The organism is Blastococcus saxobsidens, assembly GCF_002938435.1.
GTDB classification, from domain to species: Bacteria; Actinomycetota; Actinomycetes; order Mycobacteriales; family Geodermatophilaceae; genus Blastococcus; species Blastococcus saxobsidens.
Genome location: NZ_POQT01000029.1, coordinates 13793 through 36398 on the forward strand (window position 1 = coordinate 13793; position 22606 = coordinate 36398).

Consider the following 22606-nt stretch of genomic DNA (forward strand, 5'->3'; position numbering starts at 1 on the left):
CGACGAGCCGACCAGGAGACCGACCATGACCGCCATGCTGTCGACGCACACCCTCGAGGTGCCCGGCGCCGCTCTCGCCTACGACGTCCGCGGGCCGCTTCCCCCGGCCGACGGCCGCCCACCGCTGCTCATGGTGGGCCAGCCGATGGACGCCGGCGGCTTCGGCACCCTCGCCGGCCTCGTCGCCGACCGCACCGTCGTCACCTACGACCCCCGGGGCCTCGCCCGCAGCGAGCGCACCGACGGCCGCACCGACCACGACCCAGAGCAGCAGGCCGACGACCTGCACCGGCTCATCGGCAGCCTCGGCGCCGGGCCGGTGGACCTGTTCGCGAGCAGCGGCGGCGCCGTCACGGCACTGGCGCTCGTGGCCGCGCACCCCGGCGACGTGCGCACGCTCGTGGCGCACGAACCGCCGGTGCTGGGCGTGCTCCCCGACGCGGAGCGGGCCTTCGCCGGCGAGCGCGCGTTCCTCGCGGCCTACCAGCGCTCGGGTTTCGGCGCCGGCATGGCCGGCTTTCTCGCCTTCACCTCGTGGCAGGGCGAGTTCCCCGACTCCTTCGAGGTGCCCGACCCGGCCTCGTTCGGCCTGCCCGCCGAGGACGACGGCGCGCGGGACGACCCCCTGCTCTCCGGCGCCTCCGCACCGGTCACCGGCTTCCGCCCGGACGTCGAGGCGCTGACCGCCGCATCCACCCGCGTGGTCGTCGCGGCCGGGACGGAGTCGCGCGGCACGGTCACCTGGCGCACCAGCGAGGCGCTCGCCGCGCTGCTCGGTCAGGAGCTGACGGTCTTCCCCAGCCATCACGGCGGGTTCCTGGGCGGCGAGCACGGCTACGCCGGCCAGCCCGAGGCCTTCGCGGCACGGCTGCGCGAGGTGCTCGGCGAGGGCTAGCGGCTCGCGCCCAGGTCGGCGTGCTGCCGGATCCACGCGTGCATCGCGATGCCCGCGGCCACGCCTGCGTTGATGGAGCGGGTGGAGCCGAACTGGGCGATGGAGACGGTGATCGCCGCACCCTTCCGGGCCTCCTCGGTGAGCCCGGGCCCTTCCTGGCCGAACAGCAGCACGGACCGCTCCGGCAGCTCGGCCGTCTCGATCGGCACGGCGCCCGGCCCGTTGTCGACCGCCACGACCGCCAGGCCCTCCTGCGCGGCGAAGGCGAGCAGCCCACCGACGTCGGGGTGGTGGCGCAGGTGCTGGTAGCGGTCGGTGACCATCGCCCCGCGGCGGTTCCACCGTCGCCTGCCGACCACGTGCACCTCGGCAGCGAGGAAGGCGTTGGCCGTGCGCACCACCGTCCCGATGTTGAGGTCGTGCCCGAAGTTCTCGATGGCGACGTGGAACGGGTGCCGCCGCCGGTCGAGGTCTGCCACGATCGCCTCGACCGTCCAGTAGCGGTACCGGTCGACGACGTTGCGCCGGTCCCCCTCGGCGAGCAGCTGTCGGTCGTAGCGCTGGTCCGCCGGCCACGGGCCCGCCCAGGGGCCGACGCCGACCGTCGTCCCCCAGTCGGTGGGGCCGGGCAGGGCGTCGTCGCTCACGCCGGGGATGTTTCCAGCCCGCCGCCGAGCCACTCCAGCCGGCCGCCGTGCGGTGCGGACCGGGCCAGCGGCCGGCGGTCCAGGGAGACGACGAAGTGCGCACCCCAGGCGTCGTCCGGCCGCTCCCCGGTGCCCGGCACCATGCCCGGCGGTTCCTGCGCCAGCCACCGCACCGGCAGGTCCCGGACGGCGTCGGCGAACCGGCCGCGCACCTCCTCGGGCACGTAGGGCAGCACCGCGGTGTGCATGACGACGACGGTGCTGCCCGGGGCGGCGAACCCGAGCGCGTCGGGCAGCCGGTCGACCAGGTCCCCGTGCAGGAGCGTGGCCGGCTCGTCCGCCGCCACGTCCGCCGCCGCGTCCAGCCGGTGCAGCCGCTCGTCGGCGGCCGGACCGGGCCAGACGAGGGCGCGCAGCCACGCGCGGTCGTCGGGGTCGGCCGGGTCGAGCGGGTTCAGGTCGACCCCGATCCTGGCCACCACGGTGGGCAGCCGCCGCGGGACCGGCACGCCCCCGGAGGTCGTGACGGCGATCCGGACCGTGTCCGCCGGCCCGACCCGGACGCCGTCGTAGTCGTAGCCGTACCGGTCGGGGTAGAGGCACAGGCCGGCCGAGGCGCCCACCTCGACGAGGGTCAGCGGCGCGTCCAGCTGGGCGAGCACCGGCAGGAGCGCTCCGCACCGCGCCGGTTCGTTGGTCTGGGTGGCGCGGGCCAGCATGGTGGCGCGCAGCCGTTCGGCGTCGTCGGCCACCCGCCGGTCCAGCTCGGCGCCGTCGACGGGGGCGCCGCCGAGGAACTGCAGCGCGGCGAACAGCAGGTTGGGCTGGCGCTTGCCGGTCGGCAGCGCCGCGAGGAACCGCAGCACCGTCGCCGAGCCGGCGACGTGCTCGGCCAGCTCGGCGTAGAGCGGCGAGGAGTACCGGGCCCCGGCGGTGAAGGAGCGATATCCGCGGGCGATGCGGGTGAGGTCTTCCTCCGTCATGCGGGCAGGATCGCAGGGTGCAGCCCGACGTCCTCCTCCACCTGATCGAGCCGGCCGAGTGGCGCGAGGCCCTGCGCGCAGGTGTTGTCCGCCCGCCGTCGCCGGCCGCGGCCGGGTTCGTGCACCTCTCCACGCCGGAACAGGTGCACCTGCCGGCGCAGGCGCTGTTCCCCGGCCGCCGGGACCTGGCGCTGCTCGTCGTCGACCCCGCCCGCCTCCCCGATCCGGTGCGCTTCGAGCCCGGACGCCCCGAGGACCCGGCCGGGATGCTGTTCCCCCACCTGTACGGACCGCTGCCGGTGTCCGCGGTCGTCGCCGTCGTCCCCTACCGGCCGCCGGCACCGGTGCGGCTGCCCGCACCCGGCGACGCCGGGGCACGCGCCCGGGCCTTCTTCACGTCGCTGCCGGTGCGGCGGGCGGTCGGGGTCGGCGACGTCCCGGGCGGGGTCGCGGTGCTCGATCCCGACCACGTCCGCTCGCACGACAACAACCGGCTGCTGTTCACCGAGCCGGTGGACGCCGCCACGGTGGCAGCGGCCGCGGACGAGGTGGGCGGCAACGCCGGTTGGCCGCACCGGGCGGTGCTGCTGGCGTGGGCCGGGGCGTCGCCGGTCGCGGCCGAGCTGCGCGGGAGGGGGTGGGACGTCGAGGAGCTGGTCCTCATGAGCCGGGCCTCCGGCCCTCCTCCGACCGGCGACGCCGCCCGGGTGGAGACCGTGGCGCAGGAGCAGGTGCACGAGTTCTGGGCGCGGTCGTGGCGGGAGAACCTGGCGCACCTCGGCGCCGACCTGGAGCGCACCGTGGCCGACCTGGTGGGCCGTGAGCACCTCAACGACCGCGTCGTGGCGGTCACCGATCTCGTCGTCCGCGAGGGCGACCGCGTCGTGGCGTCGGCGCAGCTGCGGGTCGACGGCGCCACCGCGGCGGTGGACTCGGTGCTCACCGACCCCGGCCACCGCGGCCGCGGGCACGGCGATGCGCTGCTGGCCAGGGCGCTGGAGCTGGCCAGCGATGCGGGCTGTGACCTGGTGGTGCTCGAGGCGGCCGGCGACGACTGGCCGCAGCACTGGTACGCCCGCCGCGGGTTCGAGCAGGTCGGCTCGATGTGGGGCGCCGACCGAGAAAGCTGAGGGAACGGCTCCGTCCAGGGCACCGCCCCGAGCTGGCGAGGGGTGGGAAGGACGGGGTCCTTCTACGGCGCGAGTACCGACAGCAGCAGGTAGGCGGCGGCCGCCGAAGGCAGCAGCGAGTCCAGCCGGTCCATGATCCCGCCGTGGCCGGGGAGCAGGTTCCCCATGTCCTTGATGCCGAGGTCGCGCTTGATCAGCGACTCGGCGAGGTCACCGACGGTCGCGGAGACGGCGAGGGCGGCGCCGAAGAGCAGCCCGCCCCACCAGGGTCCGTCGAGGGCGAACACGATGATCGGGGTGGCGACCAGCATGCAGGCGAGCACCGAGCCGCCGAGCCCCTCCCAGGACTTCTTGGGGCTGATCGACGGCGCCATCGGGTGCTTGCCGAACAGCACGCCCGCCACGTAGCCGCCGACGTCGCTGGCCACCACGGTGGCGATGAAGGCCAGCACCCGCGCGGCGCCGTCCTCGGGGACGAGCAGCAGCACCGCGAACCCGGCCAGCAGCGGCACGTAGAGGGCCACGAGGACGCCGGCCGCGGCGTCCCGCCGGTAGCCGGCCGGTCCGGGCGCCAGCCGCCACAGCAGGACGGCCAGGGCGGTCAGGAAGAAGGCGGTGATGAGGCCGGTGGGTCCGCGGGTCCAGGCCAGCGCCTCCATGGCCAAGGTCCCCACGAGCAGCGGCACCAGCGGGGCGTGGAAACCGCCGGTCCGCAGTGCCCGGGTCAGCTCCACGACGGCGACCAGGATCGCCGCGGTGAGCACGGCCAGGAACGCCGGCCGCCACACCAGCAGGGAGGCCACGATGACCGCCACCAGGCTGACCCCGACACCGATGGCGGCCCGCAGGTCGCGCCCGGCCCGCCCGACCGGCTTCTCGGTAGTGGGCAACGCCTGGACGTCCTCGGCCTGGGGCATCGCCGTCGACGTCGGGGCGCCCTCGCTCGGCGGTTGGGCCTGCGGGAAGACCGCGGTGTCGTCAGGGACGGGGACCGGAGCACGGGCGGGCAGCGGCGGCAATGGCGGCACCGGACGGGAGGCCCGCACCGGCCCGGTGTCGTGGCCGGCCGGCCGCGACGCCCCCGTGCGCCCACCGACGCGCGGGAACGGCTCGGCACCCGGGCGGACGGAGCCCGGGCGGTCGGCGGAGGGAGGCGTCATGGGCGTTGGTGGGCCGGGGTGCGAGGTCAGACCTCGAGCAGCTCGGTTTCCTTGTTCTTGACGGCGTCGTCGATCTGGGCGACGTGCTTGCTGGTCAGGTCGTCGAGGTCCTTCTCGGCGCGGCGCACCTCGTCCTCGCCGGCCTCGCCGTCCTTCACGATGCGGTCCAGCTCGTCCTTGGCCCGGCGGCGGATGTTGCGCATCGCGACCTTGGCGTCCTCGCCCTTGGAGCGGGCCATCTTCACCAGGTCGCGGCGGCGCTCCTCGGTGAGCTGCGGGAAGACCACGCGGATGATCTGGCCGTCGTTGGTCGGGTTGACGCCCAGGTCGCTGTCGCGGACGGCCTTCTCGATGGCCGAGAGCTGGCCCATGTCGTAGGGCTTGATGACCGCCATGCGCGCCTCCGGCACGGTGATGGAGGCCATCTGCGGTACCGGGGTCATCGCGCCGTAGTAGTCCACGAAGATCTTGGCGAACATCGACGGGGCGGCCCGGCCGGTGCGGACCGACCCCAGGTCCTCCCGAGCGACCGACAGGGCCTTGTCCAGCCTCTCCTCGGCGTCGAGCAGGGTGTCGTCGATCACGGGTCTCTCCTCCATCGCGACGGCGTCTGCCGTCGTCCTCGGCTGCGGGCTGTCTGCTGTCGCCGTCAGGCGGGCTGGCTGATCAGCGTTCCGATCTTCTCACCTGAGGCGGCGCGCGCGATGTTGCCGTCCGTCAGCAGGTTGAACACGACGATCGGCATGCGGTTCTCCATCGACAGGCTGATCGCCGTCGCGTCGGCGACCTTGAGCTCGTCGGCCAGGACCTTCGCGTAGTCCAGATCGGTGTACATCTGCGCGGCCGGGTTGGTGCGCGGGTCGTCGTCGTAGACGCCGTCGACGCCGTTCTTGGCCATCAGCAACACCTGGCAACCGATTTCCAGGGCGCGCTGGGCGGCGACGGTGTCGGTGGAGAAGTACGGCATGCCGGCACCCGCGCCGAAGATGACCAGCCGCCCCTTCTCCAGGTGCCGGACCGCCTTGCGCGGGATGTAGGGCTCGGCGACCTGGCCCATCTCGATCGCCGTCTGGACCCGGGTCTCCAGGCCGACCTGCTCGCAGAACGCCTGCAGCGCCAGCGCGTTCATGACCGTCCCCAGCATGCCCATGTAGTCGGCGTGCCGGCGGTCCATGCCCGCCTGCGCCAGCTCGGCCCCGCGGAAGAAGTTGCCGCCGCCGACCACGACGGCGACCTGGGTGCCGCCGTGCACGACCTCGGCGAGCTGCCGGGCGATGCTGTGCACGATGCCGGAGTCCACACCGACGCTGCCGCCGCCGAACGCCTCGCCGGAGAGCTTCAGCAGCACGCGCTTGTAGCCGTGCCCGTCGGCGGGCTCGAAGGCACTGGGAGCGGACAGCGGCGGAGTGGTGTCGGTCAACGCGTCATCCCTGGAGTCGTGTCGATGCGGTGGGAGTCGATCGGGGTGATCCTGCCGCATGGTGGCACCCGGATCCTGCCGAGTGCGCGGTCGCGACCGGGGCCGGACAGCAGAAGGACCCCACTTCCCCCCACGCCTCGCACGCTCGGCGCGGGCCCCTGAAGCGGGGCCTGATGGGGGACGCGGGGTCCTCTGCGGTGGTTCTGCTACGCCTGGCCGACCTCGAAGCGGGCGAACCGCTCCACGGTCAGACCGGCCTCGTCGACGATCTGCTTGACCGTGCGCTTGGGCTCGGTGATCGACGGCTGCTCGAGCAGGACGAAGTCCTTGTAGTAGGCGTTGACCCGACCCTCGACGATCTTGCTGATCGCCTGCTCGGGCTTGCCCTCCTCCTTGGCCGTCTGCTCGGCGACGCGACGCTCGGTCTCGACCGCCTCGGCCGGGACCTCCTCGCGGGTGAGGTACCGCGGGCGAGCGGCGGCGATGTGCATCGCCAGGCTGCGCGCGGCGTCCTCGCTGCCACCGGAGTACTGCACCGCGACACCGATGGCCGGGGGCAGGTCGGTGGCCCGCTTGTGCAGGTAGACGGCGGTGGCGCCCTCGAAGGCGGCGAAGCGGGAGAGGACCAGCTTCTCGCCGATGCGGGCGGACTCGCCCTCGATCAGCTTCTCGACGGTCTGGCCGTCGACGTCCGTCGCCAGCAGCCCGGCGGCGTCGGCCGGCTTGGACTGCAGGCCGATCTCGAGCAGGCGCTCGGCGAGGGCGACGAAGTCGGCGTTCTTGGCGACGAAGTCGGTCTCGCAGTCGAGCTCGAGCAGGGCGCCGTCCTTGCTGACGACGATGCCGTTGGTCGTCGAGCGCTCGAGGCGCTTGCCGACGTCCTTGGCGCCCTTGACGCGGAGCAGCTCGACGGCCTTGTCGTACTCGCCGTCGGCCTCGGTCAGGGCCTTCTTGGCGTCCATCATGCCGGCGCCGGTGGCGTCGCGGAGACGCTTGACGTCGGCTGCGGTGAAGGCAGGCATGTCTCTTCCTCTTGGCTTGTCGGTGGTGCGGTCGGCGAAGGTCGGGCGGTGGCGCCGTCCCCCCGTTCCCGGGGGGACGGCGCGCGACCGTCAGGACTCGAGGGTCTCCTTGCCACCGGAGGTGGCGGGCACGCCCTCGACCGGGGCGACCTCGTTCGCGGTGACCGCGGGCGGCGCGGCCGGGGTCTCGGGCAGCGGGGTGGCGGCCTGGTCGGCGGCGGTGCCACCGGTCAGCAGCTCGCGCTCCCAGTCGGCCAGCGGCTCGCCGGCGGCGACGGCGGGCTCGCCGCCGTCCTCACGGCCGGCGTTGGCCTGCGCGGCCGAGCGGGCCATGAGGCCCTCGGCGACCGCGTCGGCGATCACGCGGGTCAGCACGGCGATGCTGCGGATCGCGTCGTCGTTGCCCGGGATCTTGTAGTCGACCTCGTCGGGGTCGCAGTTGGTGTCCAGGATCGCGACGACGGGGATGTTGAGCTTGCGCGCCTCGCCGACGGCGATGTGCTCCTTCTTGGTGTCCACGATCCAGATGGCGCTGGGCACCTTCTTCATGTCGCGGATGCCGCCGAGGGAGCGGTCGAGCTTCGCCTTCTCGCGGCTGAGGACCAGCTGCTCCTTCTTGGACAGGCTGACCAGCACGCCGGTCTGCTCCATGTCCTCGATCTCCTTGAGGCGCTCGAGGCGCTTGAAGACCGTCTGGAAGTTGGTGAGCATGCCGCCCAGCCAGCGCTGGTTGACGTAGGGCATGCCCACGCGCGTGGCCTGCTCGGCCACGACCTCCTGCGCCTGGCGCTTGGTGCCGACGAACAGGATCGAGCCGCCGTGGGCGACCGTCTGCTTGACGAACTCGTAGGCGTTGTCGATGTAACCCAGCGTCTGCTGGAGGTCGATGATGTAGATGCCGTTGCGCTCGGTGAAGATGAATCGCTTCATCTTCGGGTTCCAGCGGCGGGTCTGGTGCCCGAAGTGGACGCCGCTATCGAGCAGCTGCTTCATGCCGACGACTGCCATTGCAGCCTCTCTGATCTGCGCGCGGCCACCGGCCGCGCTCCTCGGTTGTCGCGGAGACGCCGGGTGGCGCTCCGCCCTGGCGCCCTGGCTGCGCCACTCCCCCGGCGAGGCCGGGACCGAGGTGGCGACTGTCCCGCCGATGGGCGGGAGAAGGACGCGCGAAGTCGACCCGTCGAGACGGGCCGCGTCCCACAGCATACGTGGTGTTTAGCGGTGCTCTGTCCACAGGGCGACGCGGATCCACAGCCGCCGCTCGTCCGGCCTGCCCGCCGCGATCCGCCGGGAGGGTGGCGGACGTGCGCTCCCGCCCTCTCCTCGTCGCGCTGCTGTCGGTGGCGCTCGCCGGCGCGGTCCCTGCGGCGGCCGACGTCGCGCCGGGAAGGCCCGTGGTGGCCGGTCCCTTCTGGACCGCTCCCCTGCCCGGTCCGACGGTGACCCGGCCGTTCGAGGCGCCGCCGCACCGGTACGGCCCCGGGCACCGGGGCGCCGACCTCGCCGGGGCACCGGGGCTCGCGGTGGTGGCCGCGGGCGACGGGGTGGTGGTGTTCGCGGGCATGGTGGCCGGGCGTCCGGTGATCAGCCTCGACCACGCCGGCGGTCTGCGGACGACGTACGAGCCGGTCGACCCGTCGGTCGGCGCGGGCCGGTCCGTGGCTCGCGGCGCGGAGATCGGCACGCTGGTCGCCGGCCACGAGGGGTGCCCGGCCGCTGCCTGCCTGCACTGGGGCCTGCGCCGCGGGGAGGACTACCTCGACCCGATGGCCCTCCTGCGGCCGCCGCGCGTCCGGCTCCTCCCGCTGGAGGGCGTTCCTACGCGGGGCGCGTCGCCCGCCAGATCGTCCAGCGGTCGGTCTCGGTCAGCGGCCCCTCCGGGAGCCGGTCCCGCAGTTCGTGGACCAGCGTCGCCAGCTCCGCATCGTCGAGCTCGTGCAGGATCGAGCGGCCCGTGCGGGCCCCGATCTCCGCCAGGTAGTCCTCGCGGTCCTCGTAGCGGCGGCGCACCTCCCACAGCGAGGCCGCGGCCACGCCGTCGAAGCCGGCCGCGGTCAGCTCGGACTCGAGCGCCGCAGGGTCGGGCCGGCGCCGGCTCTCCACCTCCAGCAGTCGCGGGTGGACCTCGAACATCCAGCCGCGCGGGTGGGTCGGCGATCCGGCCTGGGCGACGTCGTCGGCGGTGCGGTCCTGGACCAGGTACGTGCCGCCGGCGTGGAGAAGGCGGAAGGCCTCCGCCACGACGGCCGCCAGATCGGGCGTGTGGTGCACCAGAGCACGGGCGAAGACGACGTCGGCGCACCCGTCGGCCAGAGCGGTCGCGGTCGCATCCCCCAGGCGGAAGTCCAGGCCGGGCAGACCGTCGTTCGCCTCGCGGGCCGCGTCGAGCATCTGCGCGCTGGAGTCGACGCCGAGCACCATGGCGGCGCCGAGCTCGTGCCACGCCCGCGTGTAGCTGCCCCCGCCGCAGCCCACGTCCACGACCACGGCGTTCCGCGGCTCCACCAGCCGGCGGACCGCGTCGCGCCAGGAGCCGTCTGCCTGCCGACCCGCGTAGGTGCGACGGTTGGCCTCCGCGTGGAAGTCGATGGCCACGAGCACCTCCGGGTGTCCAGCCGAGGAGCCGAACCTAGCCCGTTCCGCAACCGGAGGCGAGGCGCTGCGGTCAGGCGATGTCGGCGAGCTTGGTGCGCAGGTGCAGGACGGCCTTCGTGTGCAGCTGGCAGATGCGGCTCTCGGTCACCCCGAGCACGCGGCCGATGTCGGCGAGGGTGAGGCCCTCGAAGTAGTAGAGGGAGACGACGACCTTCTCCCGCTCGGGGAGCTGCTCGACGGCGCGGGCCAGCAGCTGGCGGGCCTCGCCGTGCTCGGCCATCGCCTGCGGGTCGAGCGCGCTGGTGTCCTGGAGCGTGTCACCGAGACGCGGCGAGCCGCCGTCGTCGTCGGTGAGCAGCTCGTCGAGGGCGACGACGTTGACCAGGGACAGCTGGCCGAGGAACTTGCGGATGTCCTCGACGTCCATGCCCATGACGTCGGCGACCTCTTCGTCGGTCGGCGTCCGGTGGAGCTTGGCCTCCAACTCGGCGACGGTGCGCTCGAAGGCGCGGGCCTTGACGCGGACCGACCGCGGGATCCAGTCGGTGTTGCGCAGCTCGTCGATGATCGCGCCGCGGATCCGGGCCATCGCGTAGCTCTCGAACTTGACCTCGCGCGTCGGCTCGTAGCGGGTGATCGCGTCGATGAGTCCGAAGGTGCCGTAGGAGATGAGGTCGGCCTGCTCCACGTGCGCGGGCAGACCGCTGCCGACCCGGCCGGCGACGTACTTGACCAGCGGCGCGTAGTGGAGGATCAGCCGGTCGCGCAGCCCGGCGTCACGGCCCTCGACGTACCGGTTCCAGAGCTCCAACAGCATGGCGTCGGTGTCCTCGCCGGACTCGTCGAGCCGGTGGATCGTTGCCTCAGACACGTCGCGCTCCTCGGTGCTGCTGCGGGTTCGGAGTCCGTGGTCCCGCGTGGTCATGACTGCCGCCTGCCCGGATCGCCGCCCGGCCGCCTGCCTCAGGCACGGGGGTGCGCCTGGGCGTGGACCGCACGGAGCCGTTCGACCGTCACGTGCGTGTAGATCTGCGTCGTCGCGAGGCTAGCGTGGCCGAGCAGCTCCTGTACGGAACGCAGGTCCGCGCCCCCCTCGAGCACGTGGGTGGCAGCGGAGTGCCGCAGCCCGTGCGGACCGATGTCCGGGGCTCCCGGTACGCGGGCCGTGGCGGCGTGCACCACCCGCCGCGCCTCCCGGGCGTCGAGCCGGCGGCCGCGGATGCCCAGCAGCAGCGCCGGCCCGGAGTTCGGGGTGGCCAGGGCGGGCCGCCCCCGGGTGAGCCAGGTGTCCAGCGCCCGTTCGGCGGGGATGCCGTAGGGGACGCTGCGCTCCTTGCTGCCCTTGCCCAGCACCCGCAGCAGGCGCCGGCCGCGGTCGACGTCGTCGACGTCCAGGCCGACGAGCTCGCTGACGCGGATGCCCGAGGCGTACAGGAGCTCGAGGACCACGGCGTCGCGTAAGCCCACCGGTTCCTCGGCCCCGGCCGCGGAGTCCACCAGGTCGCGGGCCTGGGCGGGGGCCAGCACGTCGGGCAGGGTCCGCCGTGGACGCGGGCTCACCAGGCGCTGGCCGACGTCCTCGAGGAGGAGCCCGGCTCGGCGCAGCCATGCGGTGAAGGATCGGGCGCTCGCGGCGTTGCGGGCCGTCGTCGAGCGGCTGTGCCCGCGGGTGCGCCCCTGCGCCAGCCAGCTGCGCAGGGTGGCCAGGTCGAGGTCGTGCGGCTGCTGCCCTCCACGGCGGGCGAGGTGGTCCAGCAGCCGCACGGCGTCACCGACGTAGCCGCGCACGGTGTTCCCGGACAGGTCCCGCTGCGCCGTCAGGTGCTCCTCGTAGCCGGCGAGCGCCTCGCCCAGCGCGAGCGGCAGCCCGGCGCGGACCTCGGCGGTGCTGGGCGTGGCCACGGGGGCACGGTCCGTCGGCGATCCGCCCTGGTCAAGCCGCCGCGCCGGGGGGCCGGGGTGGCGGTGTGAGCCGCCACCCGGTTCCGGTCCACTGCACGAGGTCGGCCAGCTCCAGGGCCGGCAGCACGCGCAGCACCTCCAGGACGTCGCAACCGGCGACGCTCGCCAGCCGCTCGGGGCTCACGCCGATGCGCACCGGGCACGCGTCGAGCACGCGGGCGGCGAGGTCGGAGAGCCCGTCCCGCGGCGACGTCGGGCGCTCGACCGGAGGTGCCAGGTCGGTGCCGATCCCACCGACCTCCTCGATGACCTGCGCCGCGCTCGTCACCAGCCGGGCGCCGCCCTCCTGGTCCCGCAGCAGCTCGTGGCAGCCCACGCTCATGGCCGACGTCACGGGGCCGGGGACCACCAGCACCGGCCGCCCGAGGTCGCGCGCCCGCTTCGCCGTCGCCTGCGCACCCGACCGGGCCGCCGCCTCCACCACGACCGTGCCCCGGGTCAGCGCGGCGATGAGCCGGTTGCGGACCAGGAAGCGGTGCTGGTGCGGAGCGGCGCCCGGTGGCCACTCGCTCACCAGCAGGCCCGCGTCGGCGATGCGGTGGAGCAGCGCCCCGTTGCCCGCCGGGTACGGGCGGTCGACACCGCACGCGAGAACTGCGACCGTCGGCCCATCGGCCGCGAGGGCGCCGCGGTGGGCGGCGGCATCGATCCCGTACGCGCCGCCGGAGACGACGGTCCACCCGCGCCCGGCGAGCTGGTGGCCGAGCTCGCCCGCCACGTGCTCGCCGTAGGCGGTGGAGGCGCGCGAGCCGACGACCGCCACCGAGCGGTCGGTCAGCTCGTCCAGCCGTGCCCGCCCACGCACCCACAGCGCCAGCGGTGGCACCAGCGCCTTGGTGCGCTTGGCCTGGTGTTCCGGGTCGTGCGGCTGGTCGGCGGTCGCCCGGGTCAGCGCGTGCAGCGCGAACGCCGGCCACTCGTCATCCTCGGGCACGACGAGGCGGGCACCGCACCGCTCGGCGCGCCGCAGGTCGGCCAGGGTCTCGTCCTGCCCGGCGCGGGCACCCACCAGTGCGCGGATGCGGTCGGGGGCAGAACCCGTGCGGATCCGCCGGGCGGCCTCCACCGGGTCGACGTCCTCGACGTACCGCCAGAAGTCCACGGTGCCGGGCTCCACCGCGCGGCTGAGCCACGCCCGCGCCCGACGCAGGCCGGGGTGCACCTCCCCGGTCACCGAGGGACGGGCTGCGTCCTCGAGGTCCTCCTCGAGCGTGGTCATGCCGCCACCCGCTGCAGCCGCATGCCCAGCGCCTCGGCCACCTGGTCGGGACCGGGCACGGTCCGGCCGGCCAGGTCGCTCAACGTCCAGGCGACCCGGATGACCCGGTCGAATCCCCGCACCGACAGCGAGCCGCGCTCCAGCGCCCGCTCGGCCAGGCTGAGCGATGCCCGCGGGATGACGAACCGCTCCCGCAGCATCCGTCCGGGCACCTCGCTGTTGAGCCGCAGCTCGGTCCCGGCGAGCCGCTCCCCCGCAGCCGCCCGCGCCCGGGCCACCCGTTCGGCGACGACCGCCGTGGACTCCGGCGCCCCCAGCCCGTCCAGCCATGCCGCCCGCGTCACCGGCGGCAGGTCCACGCGCAGGTCGACGCGATCGAGCAGCGGACCGGAGAGCCGCGACTGGTACCGCCGTCGTTCCAGCGGGCTGCAGGTGCAGGCGCTGTCCCCAGCCGCGCTGGCGCACGGGCACGGGTTGGCGGCCAGCACCAGCTGCGCGCGGCACGGGAAGGTCGCCGCACCCGCCGCCCGCTGGATGGTGACCTGCCCGCGCTCCAGCGGCTGCCGCAGCGTGTCCAGGACCGCGCGGGGGAACTCCGGGGCCTCGTCGAGGAAGAGGACGCCTCGGTGCGCCCGGCACAGCGCGCCGGGTCGGATCTGCCCGGACCCGCCACCGATGAGCGCCGCCATCGTCGCCGAGTGGTGCGGCGCCTCGAACGTGGGCCGGGTGACCAGCGGCGCCTCCGGCGGCAGCGTGCCGGCGATCGAGTGGATGGCGGTGACCTCGAGGGCGGCCTCCTCGTCGAGCGGCGGGAGCAGCCCGGGCAGTCGCTCGGCCAGCATCGTCTTCCCGGCGCCGGGTGGGCCGGCCAGGTACAGGTGGTGCCCGCCGGCAGCGGCCACCTCGACGGCCCGGCGGCCGGCGGTCTGCCCCACGACGTCCCCGAGGTCGGGCACCGGGGGCTCGGCGGGCAGGGCACCGCGCTCGTACGGCACCAGAGGGGTCGTTCCCTCGAGGTGGGCCACCAGCTGGGTGAGGTTGTCGAGCGCGAGCACCTGGACGCGGTCGACGAGGGCGGCCTCGGCTGCGTTGGCCGCCGGGACGACGACCTGGTCGTGCCCGGCCCGCGCAGCGGCCAGCACGGCGGGCAGGACGCCCCGGATGCCGCGCACCGAGCCGTCCAGGCCCAGCTCCCCCAGCAGGACCAGCCGGTCCACGGCCCGCCGCCGCACCGCGCCGGCCGCAGCCAGGACGGCCGCGGCCAGGGCGAGGGCAAGGCCACGATCGGGACACGCCTAGTTCGAGGACAGGCGTTCAACCAAGGGAGTGACCGCCCATGTCCACCACCGCCCGAGGCGCCTGCCAGATCTGCGGCACGTCCCGCACCCTGCGCCGGGACGGCACCGTCCGCGAGCACTGGGAGACCAGCACCTCGCACCGCTGCATGGGCTCGGGCTGGCCGCCGGTCGACCCGGCCGAGGACTGCTGCGAGTGCGGCAAGCCAGCCAGTCACCTCACGGCGGCCGAGGACAGCCCCGAGTGGGGGTGCCGGGTGCCGATCGGCATGGTCAACGGCCGGCTGATCTACCCACCTTTGGCCGCCGAACTGTCCGACCCGTCCGCTACGACGTCCGCCATCCACTGAGAACGAGGGAGCCGTCACCATGACCATTACCGAAGACCGTCAGCCCACCACCTGCCCCGCTTGGTGTGTCCAGCACGAGCGAGTCGAAGACGGCACCCCGGAGGACCGCGCCTTGGTTCACCGTGCGGCCTTGCGAGAGGTGGCGAGGTACGAGTTGCGCGTTCACCGCTTGGACTGGGACGACGACGAGCCGCCGTGGACGGAGATCATGCTGGACGACACGCTGCTCAGCGCGGCCAACGCCCGGGCGCTCGGTGAAGCTCTGATCGCCGCCGCCGATGCCGTCGGAGGAGGTGCCCGCATCACCTGACGCCCGGGTCCAGCACACCACTGAGCCCCCCGCCGACTACGGATCGGCGGGGGGCTCAGTGCTAGTCGCCGCAGGCAGGACGACCCCTCGACAGGCCGCTAGGTGAAAACGCCGGGGGTTGGAGGCGTCGATATGTCGGGATTGGCACTCCATGTGCGGTGCAGGAGGTGAGGCGCCTCGGCGAGAGCGAGTCGCTCGTCCCAGTCGTCGTGCAGCGGTACACCGCCGAACTCGATGCACCATCGGACTGCGTTCTCGAACGTCATCCGTCCCGTCCGGAGGTGACTCTTGGACGACACTGGCGCACCATCGGCGAACAAGACATCGCCCAGGTGCACGTGCGGAAGTCGCTCCCAGGAGTTGCCCGAGGGATGCCAGTGGATGGCCCACAGCTCGGTAGCCTCGCCCCGCACCAGGGAGTAGTCGTAGCCGCGGGTCGTGACGCGGAACGGGCCGTATCCCTCCCGGTCGTCTTCGATCACTTCCCAGTACATCGACGCGTAAAGGGTGAGGCCCTCCGGGTGCTCCGTTAGGAGTTCAACTCCGCCGCCGTCGTTTAGTGACCACTGCTGAGGTGCTCGAACTTTCGGAGATAGCCCGCCGCGGGCACTGATGACGCCGTTGGCTATGCACGCTAGTGCACTCTGCAGGGGCTCCAAGAAGGCTCGGACCGCGTCGTGAGGCGTGCGGCCCGGCACTAGTCGAGGAGAGTCGCGGCGGATAGCACGCGCTGGAGCTTCGCTGAGTCACCGAAGCTGTCGAGCTCCCCGTGCTGCTTGCGCCGCAGGAACTCTGCACCGCTGATCTTGAGGAAGCGGCGGGCGAGCCTGTCCACGTTGCGCATTACGGCTTCCCGGTCGACTTCCTTGACCGACACGCCGTCGCAGACACTGCTGGTCATCACTTCCTCCTCACCATCGCTAAGTCCGTGTACGTCGTTCACCTGTCTACAGCCTCACAGTGACAACGGCTAGTGGAGGGGATGCCCTGAGGGCAGGCTCACCAGATCTGACTACAGACGCCGTCATCATCTGCTAGCCAGCAGCTCAAACTGGGCCAACTTCACGCCGCTACAGCGTCAGGGAGAGCCACCCGCTCCACCCGACTCAGCCCGCCCCACAACCCCTCTCGCTCATCCGCGGCTACCGCGTAGGCCAGACACTCAGCGCGGGCCGGGCAGACCTCGCAGCCGGCGATGGCGACCGGGTCCGGCGCCCGCTTGCTCGCCGGCCACCACATCTCCGGGTCGTTCTCCTCGCACGGCGCAGAGCCGGCTGCGGCCAGCACCTCGGCCAGCCTCAGCCACTCCGTGCGCGCTCCGGGTGGGATCGCCCATGCCGCCCGCCCGGCGGGCACCCCCTCGGTCACAGGACAGTTCCGTCACAGGCGGAATGGCGCCCGGTTGTCAGGCTGACCGCGTAGAACTGAACTCCGGTCAGGTCTGCATCAGCGCCGAACGGGGCGACAGGGCGCACCTCGAGGCCCGCGACCGCGGCCAGCGCCTCCCCGGCCTCGGTGCTGCAGAGCGCACGCGCATAGCCAGCAGCATGTGCGGCCTCCACTGCCGCCGTGAGCATCCGCCGAGCCCAGCCCCTGCCACGTACCGCCGGTTCGACGTACAGCCGGCGCAGCTCGCAACTGTCGGCGTCATACCGGCGCCAGTTCTCTAACGCGACGGGAACCCCGTCCTGGTAGCCGACCAGGCAGCCACCGTCCGGTGAGGCGTAGTCGTTCGGGTCGTCGTCGTCGAGATCGTGGGCGCCGTACACGGTCACGTAGTGGGCGGCGAGCGCGTTCAGTAGGCCGCGAACCTCCGGGCTGTCGTATCTCGCGCTGACGATCACGCGACGGCCGCCAGTCCGGGGAGCACGTCCCGCGGGAACGCTGCCTGGACTAGGAACCGACCGCGAGCCACGCTGCCGCCGGCTTCCTCGACGGCGCCCAGGAAGGGCTCCGCGTTCGGCCCCTTGAGCATCCGCACGAACGTCAGCCGCTCGGCGACGATCCGGCCGTAGTGCACCCCAGGGCCGTCGAAGGCCAGCAGGGTCGGCAGGTGTTCGGGCCACAGCTTGGTCACAGCGTCGGCCAGGTCGATGCACGACCCGACCGTGGTGACGCCGGCCGAGCGGAGCGCGTCGATCAGCGGCGCCATCTCCACGTCGATGTACACAGTGGACCCGAGCATCATGCGAGGCACCTGTGCGTGCGTCTCACCGTGCCGCACGCACACCCGGCAGTCGCAGGCCAGTAAGGCCTTCATACCCGCAACGAAGCCGACGGCGTCGAAGGCAGCGACAGTCTGGCCGGTCATGCCGTCTGCCCCCCAGCGCCGGCTGACGGGAGGAGGCCTTGCCGCGCTGCCCACTCGACGAGCTCGACCACCTGCCGGTACTGCTTGGGCGGCACGAGATCGAGGTCAGAGAAGCCATCATCGGTCGCAGGCTCGATGATGTCCCGGTCGTCCACGACAACCTTCCGCAGCGTCGGACGGCCCGGCACAGCATGGCCCTGGATGCGGGCCGCCCACAGAGTCGCCGCATCCTTGGACAGTCCTTGGGGGCGCTGGCGGTGGTACTCATCCCACGAGCCGGCAGCGGCCAGCAACCGCATCTCCCGCAGGGCGGCGGCCACCGCTCCCGCACACTCTCGCTTCTCAGCGTGCTCGGGCACCGCTTGGTAGCCGGCGGCGATCCACTCGGGGTCGCCGCCATGCGGGAACATCTCCCGGTCGGCGAGGGAAAGATGGCAGGTGGACACGTAGTTGCCGTCACGTACGGCGGACCACTGGGCGGCGCGCTCCGTGCGGCCATACGCGCCGTCGTACTTCTGCGGAACCGGAAGCCCCTGATTGCTCACCCGCCACGGGCACTCGTGACACGGCGTCACCGGTGCGCGCTTGACGTCCTTGGACATCGATCCTCGTCTCTCAGTAGTCGAAGCAGAGCAGTTTTTTCGCGGTCACAGGAAAAGGAATTGCCCGCCGTTGCTGGGCACCGGCAGCGTCAGTCCGTGCAGCGCCAGCGTGGCGGCCACCAGCGGCGACACCCGCGAATCCTTCCGGGAAAGCACCCGCTGCCCGGCGTCACCGGAGGTCGACCAGCGGGCCACCGCGACGGCGCTGTTCAGCTCGGGCTGGTTACCGTGCCGCACCTGGCCGGCGGCGACCGCCGCGTCGAGCGCCGAGCAGGCGTCGACGTAGAACCGGCGCGACACCGCCTCGACACCTCCCTGCGATGCCTGGGCCGAGGGAAAAAAACCGAAGCTGCCAATCTCGGAACGGTCCTGGGCGAACAGCTGGGAGGACGATGACGGGGCGGCCTGTTGAAGTTGTGGCAGCAGGAATGCGGCCGTGCCGGTCTGCTCCACGAGCAGCTTTCCGCCCCACGTGGACAGCACCTCGGCGCAGCGGGCGATGACCCACTCCACGCCCTCGCGGTGATCGGCGAGCACGACGTGCGAGGAACCGTCCGGGCGGCGCCAGGCGACCGCGAGCGATGCACTGGAGTGGTCGGGGGCGACGTCGAGGGCGAACACTGCACCGGTACCGCGTTCGGCATTGGCGTCAGCGAGCGAGGCCCATGCAGCCGGGGCGATGGCCGCGTCGACTGCCTCCACCCACTGACACAGGACCTCAGTGCGGAACACCTCCTCCGGATCGACCTCCAGGGCCGACGCGATCGCCTGCTCACTCATCCGGTGACCGAGCGCGGGGTTCGCCTGTGCCCAGGCGGCCCGGTCGTCCAGCGCGCAGCCGTCCGGCGCTGACCACTCGAAGATGCCGAGCGTCGTGTTGCGGTCCGCGGCCGACGCGAGCGCCTTCTCCCGGAGGCTGGCGAGCACGACCGAGGACTTGTCGCCAGCGTTGGAGAAGCCGAGCACCTGCGGCGCCGGGCGGGCAAGTGTGGTCTTGGTGATCGCCGACCACGCTTCCCAGTTGTGGTGTTCGCGGAGCTCGTCGAGCAGCACCAGGTCTGAGGACAGCCCGCGGCCACCGGAGCGGGTCGCGGCGGCCACCTTGTAACGCTCACCCGAGGTCAGGCGCATGAACTTGTCCCCGTTGGTGCGGGAGACGTGCGCGACCTCCCGGGCCAGCTCGGGGACGCTCTCAGCCATCTGCAAGGCGCCGGTCCACGTCTCCTCGGCCAGGCCGAGGTTCTGCGCCGTGCCGAGCACCAGCGGGGCGCCATCGACGTACATGCGCCACAGCGCCAGCACCTGCAGCAGCGTCGACTTCCCGCACTGCCTGCTGGTCAGCACCAGCAGCGTGCGGAAGCGGAACGACCCGTCGTCGGCCAGCTCCAGGCCGTGCAGCAGCACCCACTTCTGCCATGGCATCAGTTCCAGGCCGAGCACTTCCTCGGCGAACTCGATGCACTCGAACCCGCGGGTCGTCTCCGGGGTCAGCTCACGGGCCGGCGGCGTCGCCAGCCGCGGAACCTCCGAGCCGAGCAGGGTCGCCGTCGTCACGAGGACCGCCGACCACGAAGCGCGGCGAGCTTCCCAGCGACCTGCTCCTCCACGCCGAGGGCCTTCCGTTCGGCCGGGGCACCGCCGAGAGCGCGCAGGACCCCGGACAGGTTCTGCCCCAGGTAGCCGGCGGCCTTGTCGTCCTCGGCGGCATCGATCCGGCGGGCGTAGTCCAGCGCCAGCGCGACCATCGCCTGATCGGCAGGACCGAGCCACGGCATGGCATCAACGGCGGCCCTGACAGCCCCCAGGACGCCCTCCGGCGGGCTCAGCGGGTGAACGGTGCCCATGTCTCTCCTAGGGGTGGGGTAGCGGGGACGGACGGGGCGGGGGGCTGGCGGGTCCCCCGCCTTGCCCCTTGGTCTCGCCCCCCGGGGGTGATCTTGATGTTCTTCACCACTTGAGCTGAGTGACCGCGGCGGGTCGGCGACGTGGCGCGGTCACCAGTCGGTTGTGCTTGCTGCCGTTGCACGGACGACAGGCGCCGCGCAGGTTGGACCGGACGTGCGCCAGGTGCGGGAACAGTGACAGCGGCAGAACGTGATCGACGGTCGTGCTCGGCCGGCGTCCGCACAGGTAGCAGACCGGTTCCTCTCGGAGTACCTGCTCACGCAGCCGTCGCCACGGTCTGCCCTTGCGGCCGTGCGTTGTTGCCGTCATGGCTGTCTCGCTTCGGACCCGCGAGGTGAGACAGCGCCGACGCTGGTCGACTGCCGCAGAGAAAGTGCCGCAGCATCTCGGTCGGCCATCGATCCCCGGTCGATCTCATGGCGCCCAATCGGGGTGACGTTGACGCCGGCGCTGTCTCGGTTCATGGGGTCAAGCCGCTGGCGGGATGGTGGGCGGCACGATGGGTGTGCCGTCGGGCTTGCGCGGGGTGAGGTCGTGCACCTTGCGGTAGCCGTCGCGGTCCCGGCGGGATGACCGCTCGGTGCCGTGTGGCATGCGGGTGCCGCTGTCTGCGGCCTTGGCGTCAGCCTCGGTGTTGAGCGGCTTCCCGGCGGCGTCCCGCGGCCAGTACGGGTAATCGCCGTTCGGTCCGGGGTCGTAGGCGTCGACGGTCATGGGGTCAGCCCTGCTCGGCGGCGGCGCCGGCTGCCTGTCGGCCGGCGTACAGCCCTGCCACCTCATCGCTCACCTGGTCGGTGGCGATGCGGGCAGCGGTCCGCAGAATCAGCTCGAGGACTTCGGCCGCGGTGATCTCGGTCTGCATCGTCTGCGTGGGCAGGGGCTGCTGGCCAACGCGCATACGTGCGCTGCTGAGTTCCTGCCGGATGTTCGAGCGGCGGCGCAGCGCGGCGTAGTAGCCGGCCAGGGCGAGCACGAGCGGGTTGCTGGCGAGCTCCTGGTCGAGGGCCTGAGCGGCCTTGGTGACGCCGTCCTCGAGCTTGGTCAGGGTGTGGCTGGCGAGGAACTGCTCGTCCCAGTCACGCTCGGCGTCTTCGCGGCGTTGGCGCTTGGCTTCGTCCTCGCGCCAGATCTGCTCCCGGAGCATCGCGGCGCGCTGTTCGGCTTCGGCGACCTCCCGCTCGATCTGCTCTCGGGTAGGCGTCGCGGCGGTCTTGGTGTTCGCAGGCATGTGGGTTTCTCCTCGGTTCAGGCGGCGTCGGGGCCGGTGTAGGGGGTGTAGACGCCGGCTGCCCGGGCGTCGCGCCAGGCCTGGCGCACGTCTCGGTAGATGTCGTGCTGGGAGATCACCGATCGGGGCAGCCGGTTGAAGGCGGCGCGGTCGGTGTCCCAGAGTTCGCAGGCGCGTTCGAGCGTTGGGTCGGGTCGGAACGATCGAGCATTCGTCTCGAGCCGGGCGCGCTGGTTCTCGTCGTGGCTGAGGGGCATGGGTCTTCTCCTTCGGTCAGTGGGGGTTGTGGTCGGCGACGAGGTGGCGGAACTGCTCGTCGGCTTGGTCGCGCCAGTGAGTGCGGGGCTGCCGTCGGCGACCGATCTGCGCGCGGCACCAGTCGCAGCGACCGTCCTTGCCGGGCTTGCGGATGGACACCTCGAACAGGCCGCAGTCGGGGCAGTAGTGCGCGGTCATCGGGCGACCAGCGCGCAGCAGTCGGGGCACTCGGTGACGACCTGCCAACCGCAGCCACCGTGACCAGAGGTCGTGCAGACCACCGACGGCCAGGTGTCGTCCCCACTACTCCCGTAACTGCCTGTCCTGTCCTGTCCTGTCCTGTCCCTTTCGGTTCTCGACTCGCTTAGCGAATGGGTTTTCTGAGCGTGGGTTTCAGCGGCACCGCCGTCCGATCCGCGACCGTCGCTTCCACGATGGGTTGACGAATCGAAAACCGACTGGGAAACCGACTGGGTTTCTGAGGGCGAGGACGGCATCTCGGTGATCTCCCGCGGCACCTTCCTCGGCCGACCGCCCTTCTTGCCGTTCGAGGCGTTCGCGGACTGCTGCGCGAGAACCTGCTCCCGCGTGCGCTGGTAGTCACCGTGATGGCGGATGACGTATACATCGCCGTCCTCGCTCCACCAGCCGACAGCGAGCAGCTCGTCGACAGCGTCGGGATGCTTGGCGAACCGACGGAGCTCATCCTTCGGGATGTGGAGGTCGAGCAGCTTCCTGCCGTTCCATACGAGCCCTTCGACGTGCAGCCGGAAGGCGCGATCCGACAACGTCCAGCAGTCGTCGGAGAAGTCGTCGGAGAACTTCGACCAGGTCATCGATCCACCGCCTCGACGGCAACCGTCCAGCGGTCCGAATATTCGGCGAAGGCCAGTACGTCGTCGGCGCGATTCAGCGGCACCATCCAGCAGCGCCGGTCGGAGTCCCATTGACGGCGCTCAATCTGGGCCGCGTCAAGGAGAGCGAAGACGCGGTCACCGCGGTCGCCATCCCGCAGCCAGACGGTCCGCCTCCCCACTTCGACAACGAGATGCTTCCCCACCTGCGGCCGGCGTCCGCTGAAGGGGTCGCGGCGCCCGTCTGCCAGCGGCTCGCATCGCAGGGACGCGAGCCGACGACGGCGCAGTTGTGCCGCTGCGCGATTCTCGCGGGAACCCGTAGAATCAATGTCGAAGAGCGTCTTGGCGGCGACTTCGGCGGGGCCGGCTACCTGGGGAGGGGCCGGCCTTCTGCTTCCGCTCACGCAGCAGCACCGCCGCGGAGAAGGACCGCAAGTCGGTCTCGCTGCTCGTCGGA

31 protein-coding genes and 1 pseudogene are annotated in these 22606 nt (G+C 72.5%); 5 read left to right on the plus strand and 27 right to left on the minus strand.

What is annotated here, in order from left to right; translation table 11 throughout:
- Positions 1–25: 25 nt before the first annotated feature.
- Positions 26–895: an alpha/beta fold hydrolase gene (locus tag C5507_RS16100; protein ID WP_207225785.1), complete on the plus strand. Its 870-nt coding sequence runs from the start codon at positions 26–28 to the stop codon at positions 893–895.
- On the opposite strand, the gene C5507_RS16105 is transcribed toward C5507_RS16100, so the two are convergent.
- Together C5507_RS16105 and C5507_RS16110 are read right to left on the minus strand one after the other, a co-directional pair.
- Entirely contained in the window at positions 892–1542 is a 651-nt protein-coding gene (locus C5507_RS16105) for a TrmH family RNA methyltransferase (protein ID WP_207225787.1), read from the minus strand. The genes C5507_RS16100 and C5507_RS16105 overlap by 4 nt on opposite strands.
- Positions 1539–2525 (minus strand): DUF2332 domain-containing protein, encoded by a 987-nt coding sequence (locus tag C5507_RS16110; RefSeq protein WP_104529531.1) that lies wholly within the window; start codon positions 2523–2525, stop codon positions 1539–1541. The genes C5507_RS16105 and C5507_RS16110 overlap by 4 nt, the downstream gene beginning before the upstream one ends.
- A gap of 17 nt (positions 2526–2542) precedes the next feature.
- Between C5507_RS16110 and C5507_RS16115 the strand changes: the two genes are divergently transcribed.
- Complete coding sequence (locus tag C5507_RS16115) at positions 2543–3655, plus strand: GNAT family N-acetyltransferase (RefSeq protein ID WP_104529532.1); 1113 nt, start codon at positions 2543–2545, stop codon at positions 3653–3655.
- 62 nt (positions 3656–3717) lie between these two features.
- Here the strand turns inward: C5507_RS16115 and C5507_RS16120 are convergent, their stop codons facing one another.
- The 5 genes from C5507_RS16120 to rpsB all read right to left on the minus strand — a co-directional run bounded on the left by C5507_RS16120 (position 3718) and on the right by rpsB (position 8265).
- The gene (locus C5507_RS16120; protein ID WP_104529533.1) at positions 3718–4815 is read right to left on the minus strand and encodes a phosphatidate cytidylyltransferase; all 1098 of its coding nucleotides are present in this window, start codon (positions 4813–4815) and stop codon (positions 3718–3720) included.
- A gap of 26 nt (positions 4816–4841) precedes the next feature.
- On the minus strand, positions 4842–5399 hold the full coding sequence (gene frr / locus C5507_RS16125; protein WP_104529534.1) for a ribosome recycling factor: 558 nt from the start codon (positions 5397–5399) through the stop codon (positions 4842–4844).
- 65 nt (positions 5400–5464) lie between these two features.
- Positions 5465–6235 carry a UMP kinase gene (gene pyrH / locus C5507_RS16130; protein WP_282957590.1) on the minus strand — a complete coding sequence of 257 codons (771 nt, stop codon included), beginning with the start codon at positions 6233–6235 and terminating at the stop codon, positions 5465–5467.
- A 206-nt stretch (positions 6236–6441) separates the two neighbouring features.
- Positions 6442–7257: a translation elongation factor Ts gene (gene tsf, locus C5507_RS16135; RefSeq protein ID WP_104529536.1), complete on the minus strand. Its 816-nt coding sequence runs from the start codon at positions 7255–7257 to the stop codon at positions 6442–6444.
- 90 nt (positions 7258–7347) lie between these two features.
- Positions 7348–8265 (minus strand): 30S ribosomal protein S2, encoded by a 918-nt coding sequence (gene rpsB / locus C5507_RS16140; RefSeq protein WP_104529537.1) that lies wholly within the window; start codon positions 8263–8265, stop codon positions 7348–7350.
- Between the two features lie 431 nt (positions 8266–8696).
- Here rpsB and C5507_RS23355 point away from each other — a divergent pair.
- A pseudogene (locus tag C5507_RS23355) lies at positions 8697–9011 on the plus strand (peptidoglycan DD-metalloendopeptidase family protein); the annotation flags it as partial.
- Positions 9012–9075: 64 nt separating this feature from the next.
- Here C5507_RS23355 and C5507_RS16150 read toward each other — a convergent pair.
- The 5 genes from C5507_RS16150 to C5507_RS16170 all read right to left on the minus strand — a co-directional run bounded on the left by C5507_RS16150 (position 9076) and on the right by C5507_RS16170 (position 14298).
- The gene (locus C5507_RS16150; RefSeq protein WP_104529584.1) at positions 9076–9852 is read right to left on the minus strand and encodes a class I SAM-dependent methyltransferase; all 777 of its coding nucleotides are present in this window, start codon (positions 9850–9852) and stop codon (positions 9076–9078) included.
- A 70-nt stretch (positions 9853–9922) separates the two neighbouring features.
- Positions 9923–10723 (minus strand): RNA polymerase sigma factor WhiG, encoded by an 801-nt coding sequence (whiG, locus tag C5507_RS16155; RefSeq protein ID WP_104529585.1) that lies wholly within the window; start codon positions 10721–10723, stop codon positions 9923–9925.
- Positions 10724–10815: 92 nt separating this feature from the next.
- Complete coding sequence (locus tag C5507_RS16160) at positions 10816–11754, minus strand: tyrosine recombinase XerC (RefSeq protein ID WP_104529538.1); 939 nt, start codon at positions 11752–11754, stop codon at positions 10816–10818.
- 31 nt (positions 11755–11785) lie between these two features.
- Positions 11786–13033: a DNA-processing protein DprA gene (gene dprA, locus C5507_RS16165; protein ID WP_104529539.1), complete on the minus strand. Its 1248-nt coding sequence runs from the start codon at positions 13031–13033 to the stop codon at positions 11786–11788.
- Positions 13030–14298 carry a YifB family Mg chelatase-like AAA ATPase gene (locus C5507_RS16170; RefSeq protein ID WP_278044345.1) on the minus strand — a complete coding sequence of 423 codons (1269 nt, stop codon included), beginning with the start codon at positions 14296–14298 and terminating at the stop codon, positions 13030–13032. The genes dprA and C5507_RS16170 overlap by 4 nt, the downstream gene beginning before the upstream one ends.
- A 71-nt stretch (positions 14299–14369) precedes the next feature.
- On the opposite strand from C5507_RS16170, the gene C5507_RS16175 reads away from it, so the two are divergent.
- Positions 14370–14678, plus strand: coding sequence for a hypothetical protein (locus C5507_RS16175; protein WP_104529540.1), 309 nt, complete (start codon positions 14370–14372; stop codon positions 14676–14678).
- 19 nt (positions 14679–14697) lie between these two features.
- Complete coding sequence (locus C5507_RS16180) at positions 14698–14988, plus strand: hypothetical protein (protein ID WP_104529541.1); 291 nt, start codon at positions 14698–14700, stop codon at positions 14986–14988.
- Between the two features lie 98 nt (positions 14989–15086).
- Here the strand turns inward: C5507_RS16180 and C5507_RS16185 are convergent, their stop codons facing one another.
- The 15 genes from C5507_RS16185 to C5507_RS22415 form a co-directional block, all read right to left on the minus strand.
- Positions 15087–15482, minus strand: a complete 396-nt coding sequence (locus tag C5507_RS16185; RefSeq protein WP_104529542.1) for a hypothetical protein — start codon at positions 15480–15482, stop codon at positions 15087–15089.
- Between the two features lie 203 nt (positions 15483–15685).
- Entirely contained in the window at positions 15686–15889 is a 204-nt protein-coding gene (locus C5507_RS16190) for a hypothetical protein (protein WP_104529543.1), read from the minus strand.
- Between the two features lie 161 nt (positions 15890–16050).
- A complete protein-coding gene (locus C5507_RS23535; RefSeq protein WP_423191794.1) occupies positions 16051–16356 on the minus strand; it encodes a WhiB family transcriptional regulator in 306 nt (101 codons plus the stop codon).
- Positions 16353–16832 carry a GNAT family N-acetyltransferase gene (locus C5507_RS16200; RefSeq protein ID WP_104529544.1) on the minus strand — a complete coding sequence of 160 codons (480 nt, stop codon included), beginning with the start codon at positions 16830–16832 and terminating at the stop codon, positions 16353–16355. Before C5507_RS16200 ends, C5507_RS23535 begins: the two co-directional genes overlap by 4 nt.
- Complete coding sequence (locus C5507_RS16205) at positions 16829–17299, minus strand: hypothetical protein (protein ID WP_130504238.1); 471 nt, start codon at positions 17297–17299, stop codon at positions 16829–16831. Before C5507_RS16205 ends, C5507_RS16200 begins: the two co-directional genes overlap by 4 nt.
- On the minus strand, positions 17296–17901 hold the full coding sequence (locus tag C5507_RS16210; protein WP_104529546.1) for a hypothetical protein: 606 nt from the start codon (positions 17899–17901) through the stop codon (positions 17296–17298). The genes C5507_RS16205 and C5507_RS16210 overlap by 4 nt, the downstream gene beginning before the upstream one ends.
- 45 nt (positions 17902–17946) lie before the next feature.
- Positions 17947–19341 (minus strand): hypothetical protein, encoded by a 1395-nt coding sequence (locus C5507_RS16215; RefSeq protein ID WP_130504239.1) that lies wholly within the window; start codon positions 19339–19341, stop codon positions 17947–17949.
- A 110-nt stretch (positions 19342–19451) separates the two neighbouring features.
- On the minus strand, positions 19452–19745 hold the full coding sequence (locus tag C5507_RS16220; RefSeq protein ID WP_104529548.1) for a terminase small subunit: 294 nt from the start codon (positions 19743–19745) through the stop codon (positions 19452–19454).
- 103 nt (positions 19746–19848) lie between these two features.
- Positions 19849–20115 (minus strand): HNH endonuclease, encoded by a 267-nt coding sequence (locus C5507_RS23540; RefSeq protein WP_104529549.1) that lies wholly within the window; start codon positions 20113–20115, stop codon positions 19849–19851.
- Positions 20116–20274: 159 nt separating this feature from the next.
- Positions 20275–20520 carry a hypothetical protein gene (locus C5507_RS16230; RefSeq protein ID WP_104529550.1) on the minus strand — a complete coding sequence of 82 codons (246 nt, stop codon included), beginning with the start codon at positions 20518–20520 and terminating at the stop codon, positions 20275–20277.
- Positions 20521–20524: 4 nt separating this feature from the next.
- On the minus strand, positions 20525–21034 hold the full coding sequence (locus C5507_RS16235; RefSeq protein ID WP_104529551.1) for a hypothetical protein: 510 nt from the start codon (positions 21032–21034) through the stop codon (positions 20525–20527).
- 17 nt (positions 21035–21051) lie between these two features.
- Positions 21052–21291, minus strand: coding sequence for a hypothetical protein (locus C5507_RS16240; protein WP_104529552.1), 240 nt, complete (start codon positions 21289–21291; stop codon positions 21052–21054).
- 16 nt (positions 21292–21307) lie between these two features.
- Positions 21308–21490 carry a hypothetical protein gene (locus C5507_RS16245; RefSeq protein ID WP_104529553.1) on the minus strand — a complete coding sequence of 61 codons (183 nt, stop codon included), beginning with the start codon at positions 21488–21490 and terminating at the stop codon, positions 21308–21310.
- Positions 21487–22128, minus strand: coding sequence for a hypothetical protein (locus C5507_RS16250; protein ID WP_104529554.1), 642 nt, complete (start codon positions 22126–22128; stop codon positions 21487–21489). Before C5507_RS16250 ends, C5507_RS16245 begins: the two co-directional genes overlap by 4 nt.
- On the minus strand, positions 22125–22553 hold the full coding sequence (locus tag C5507_RS22415; protein WP_130504240.1) for a hypothetical protein: 429 nt from the start codon (positions 22551–22553) through the stop codon (positions 22125–22127). The genes C5507_RS16250 and C5507_RS22415 overlap by 4 nt, the downstream gene beginning before the upstream one ends.
- Positions 22554–22606 lie beyond the last annotated feature (53 nt).

Bases quoted from the DNA above. Each gene is read 5' to 3' on its own strand.
- C5507_RS16100 (WP_207225785.1), top strand. From the start codon at position 26: ATGACCGCCATGCTGTCGACGCACACCCTCGAGGTGCCCGGCGCCGCT.
- C5507_RS16110 (WP_104529531.1), bottom strand. From the start codon at position 2,525: ATGACGGAGGAAGACCTCACCCGCATCGCCCGCGGATATCGCTCCTTC.
- C5507_RS16120 (WP_104529533.1), bottom strand. From the start codon at position 4,815: ATGACGCCTCCCTCCGCCGACCGCCCGGGCTCCGTCCGCCCGGGTGCC.
- tsf (WP_104529536.1), bottom strand. From the start codon at position 7,257: ATGCCTGCCTTCACCGCAGCCGACGTCAAGCGTCTCCGCGACGCCACC.
- rpsB (WP_104529537.1), bottom strand. From the start codon at position 8,265: ATGGCAGTCGTCGGCATGAAGCAGCTGCTCGATAGCGGCGTCCACTTC.
- dprA (WP_104529539.1), bottom strand. From the start codon at position 13,033: ATGACCACGCTCGAGGAGGACCTCGAGGACGCAGCCCGTCCCTCGGTG.
- C5507_RS16175 (WP_104529540.1), top strand. From the start codon at position 14,370: ATGTCCACCACCGCCCGAGGCGCCTGCCAGATCTGCGGCACGTCCCGC.
- C5507_RS16180 (WP_104529541.1), top strand. From the start codon at position 14,698: ATGACCATTACCGAAGACCGTCAGCCCACCACCTGCCCCGCTTGGTGT.
- C5507_RS16185 (WP_104529542.1), bottom strand. From the start codon at position 15,482: ATGTACTGGGAAGTGATCGAAGACGACCGGGAGGGATACGGCCCGTTC.
- C5507_RS16190 (WP_104529543.1), bottom strand. From the start codon at position 15,889: ATGACCAGCAGTGTCTGCGACGGCGTGTCGGTCAAGGAAGTCGACCGG.
- C5507_RS16205 (WP_130504238.1), bottom strand. From the start codon at position 17,299: ATGACCGGCCAGACTGTCGCTGCCTTCGACGCCGTCGGCTTCGTTGCG.
- C5507_RS16210 (WP_104529546.1), bottom strand. From the start codon at position 17,901: ATGTCCAAGGACGTCAAGCGCGCACCGGTGACGCCGTGTCACGAGTGC.
- C5507_RS16220 (WP_104529548.1), bottom strand. From the start codon at position 19,745: ATGGGCACCGTTCACCCGCTGAGCCCGCCGGAGGGCGTCCTGGGGGCT.
- C5507_RS23540 (WP_104529549.1), bottom strand. From the start codon at position 20,115: ATGACGGCAACAACGCACGGCCGCAAGGGCAGACCGTGGCGACGGCTG.
- C5507_RS16230 (WP_104529550.1), bottom strand. From the start codon at position 20,520: ATGACCGTCGACGCCTACGACCCCGGACCGAACGGCGATTACCCGTAC.
- C5507_RS16235 (WP_104529551.1), bottom strand. From the start codon at position 21,034: ATGCCTGCGAACACCAAGACCGCCGCGACGCCTACCCGAGAGCAGATC.
- C5507_RS16240 (WP_104529552.1), bottom strand. From the start codon at position 21,291: ATGCCCCTCAGCCACGACGAGAACCAGCGCGCCCGGCTCGAGACGAAT.
- C5507_RS16245 (WP_104529553.1), bottom strand. From the start codon at position 21,490: ATGACCGCGCACTACTGCCCCGACTGCGGCCTGTTCGAGGTGTCCATC.
- C5507_RS16250 (WP_104529554.1), bottom strand. From the start codon at position 22,128: ATGACCTGGTCGAAGTTCTCCGACGACTTCTCCGACGACTGCTGGACG.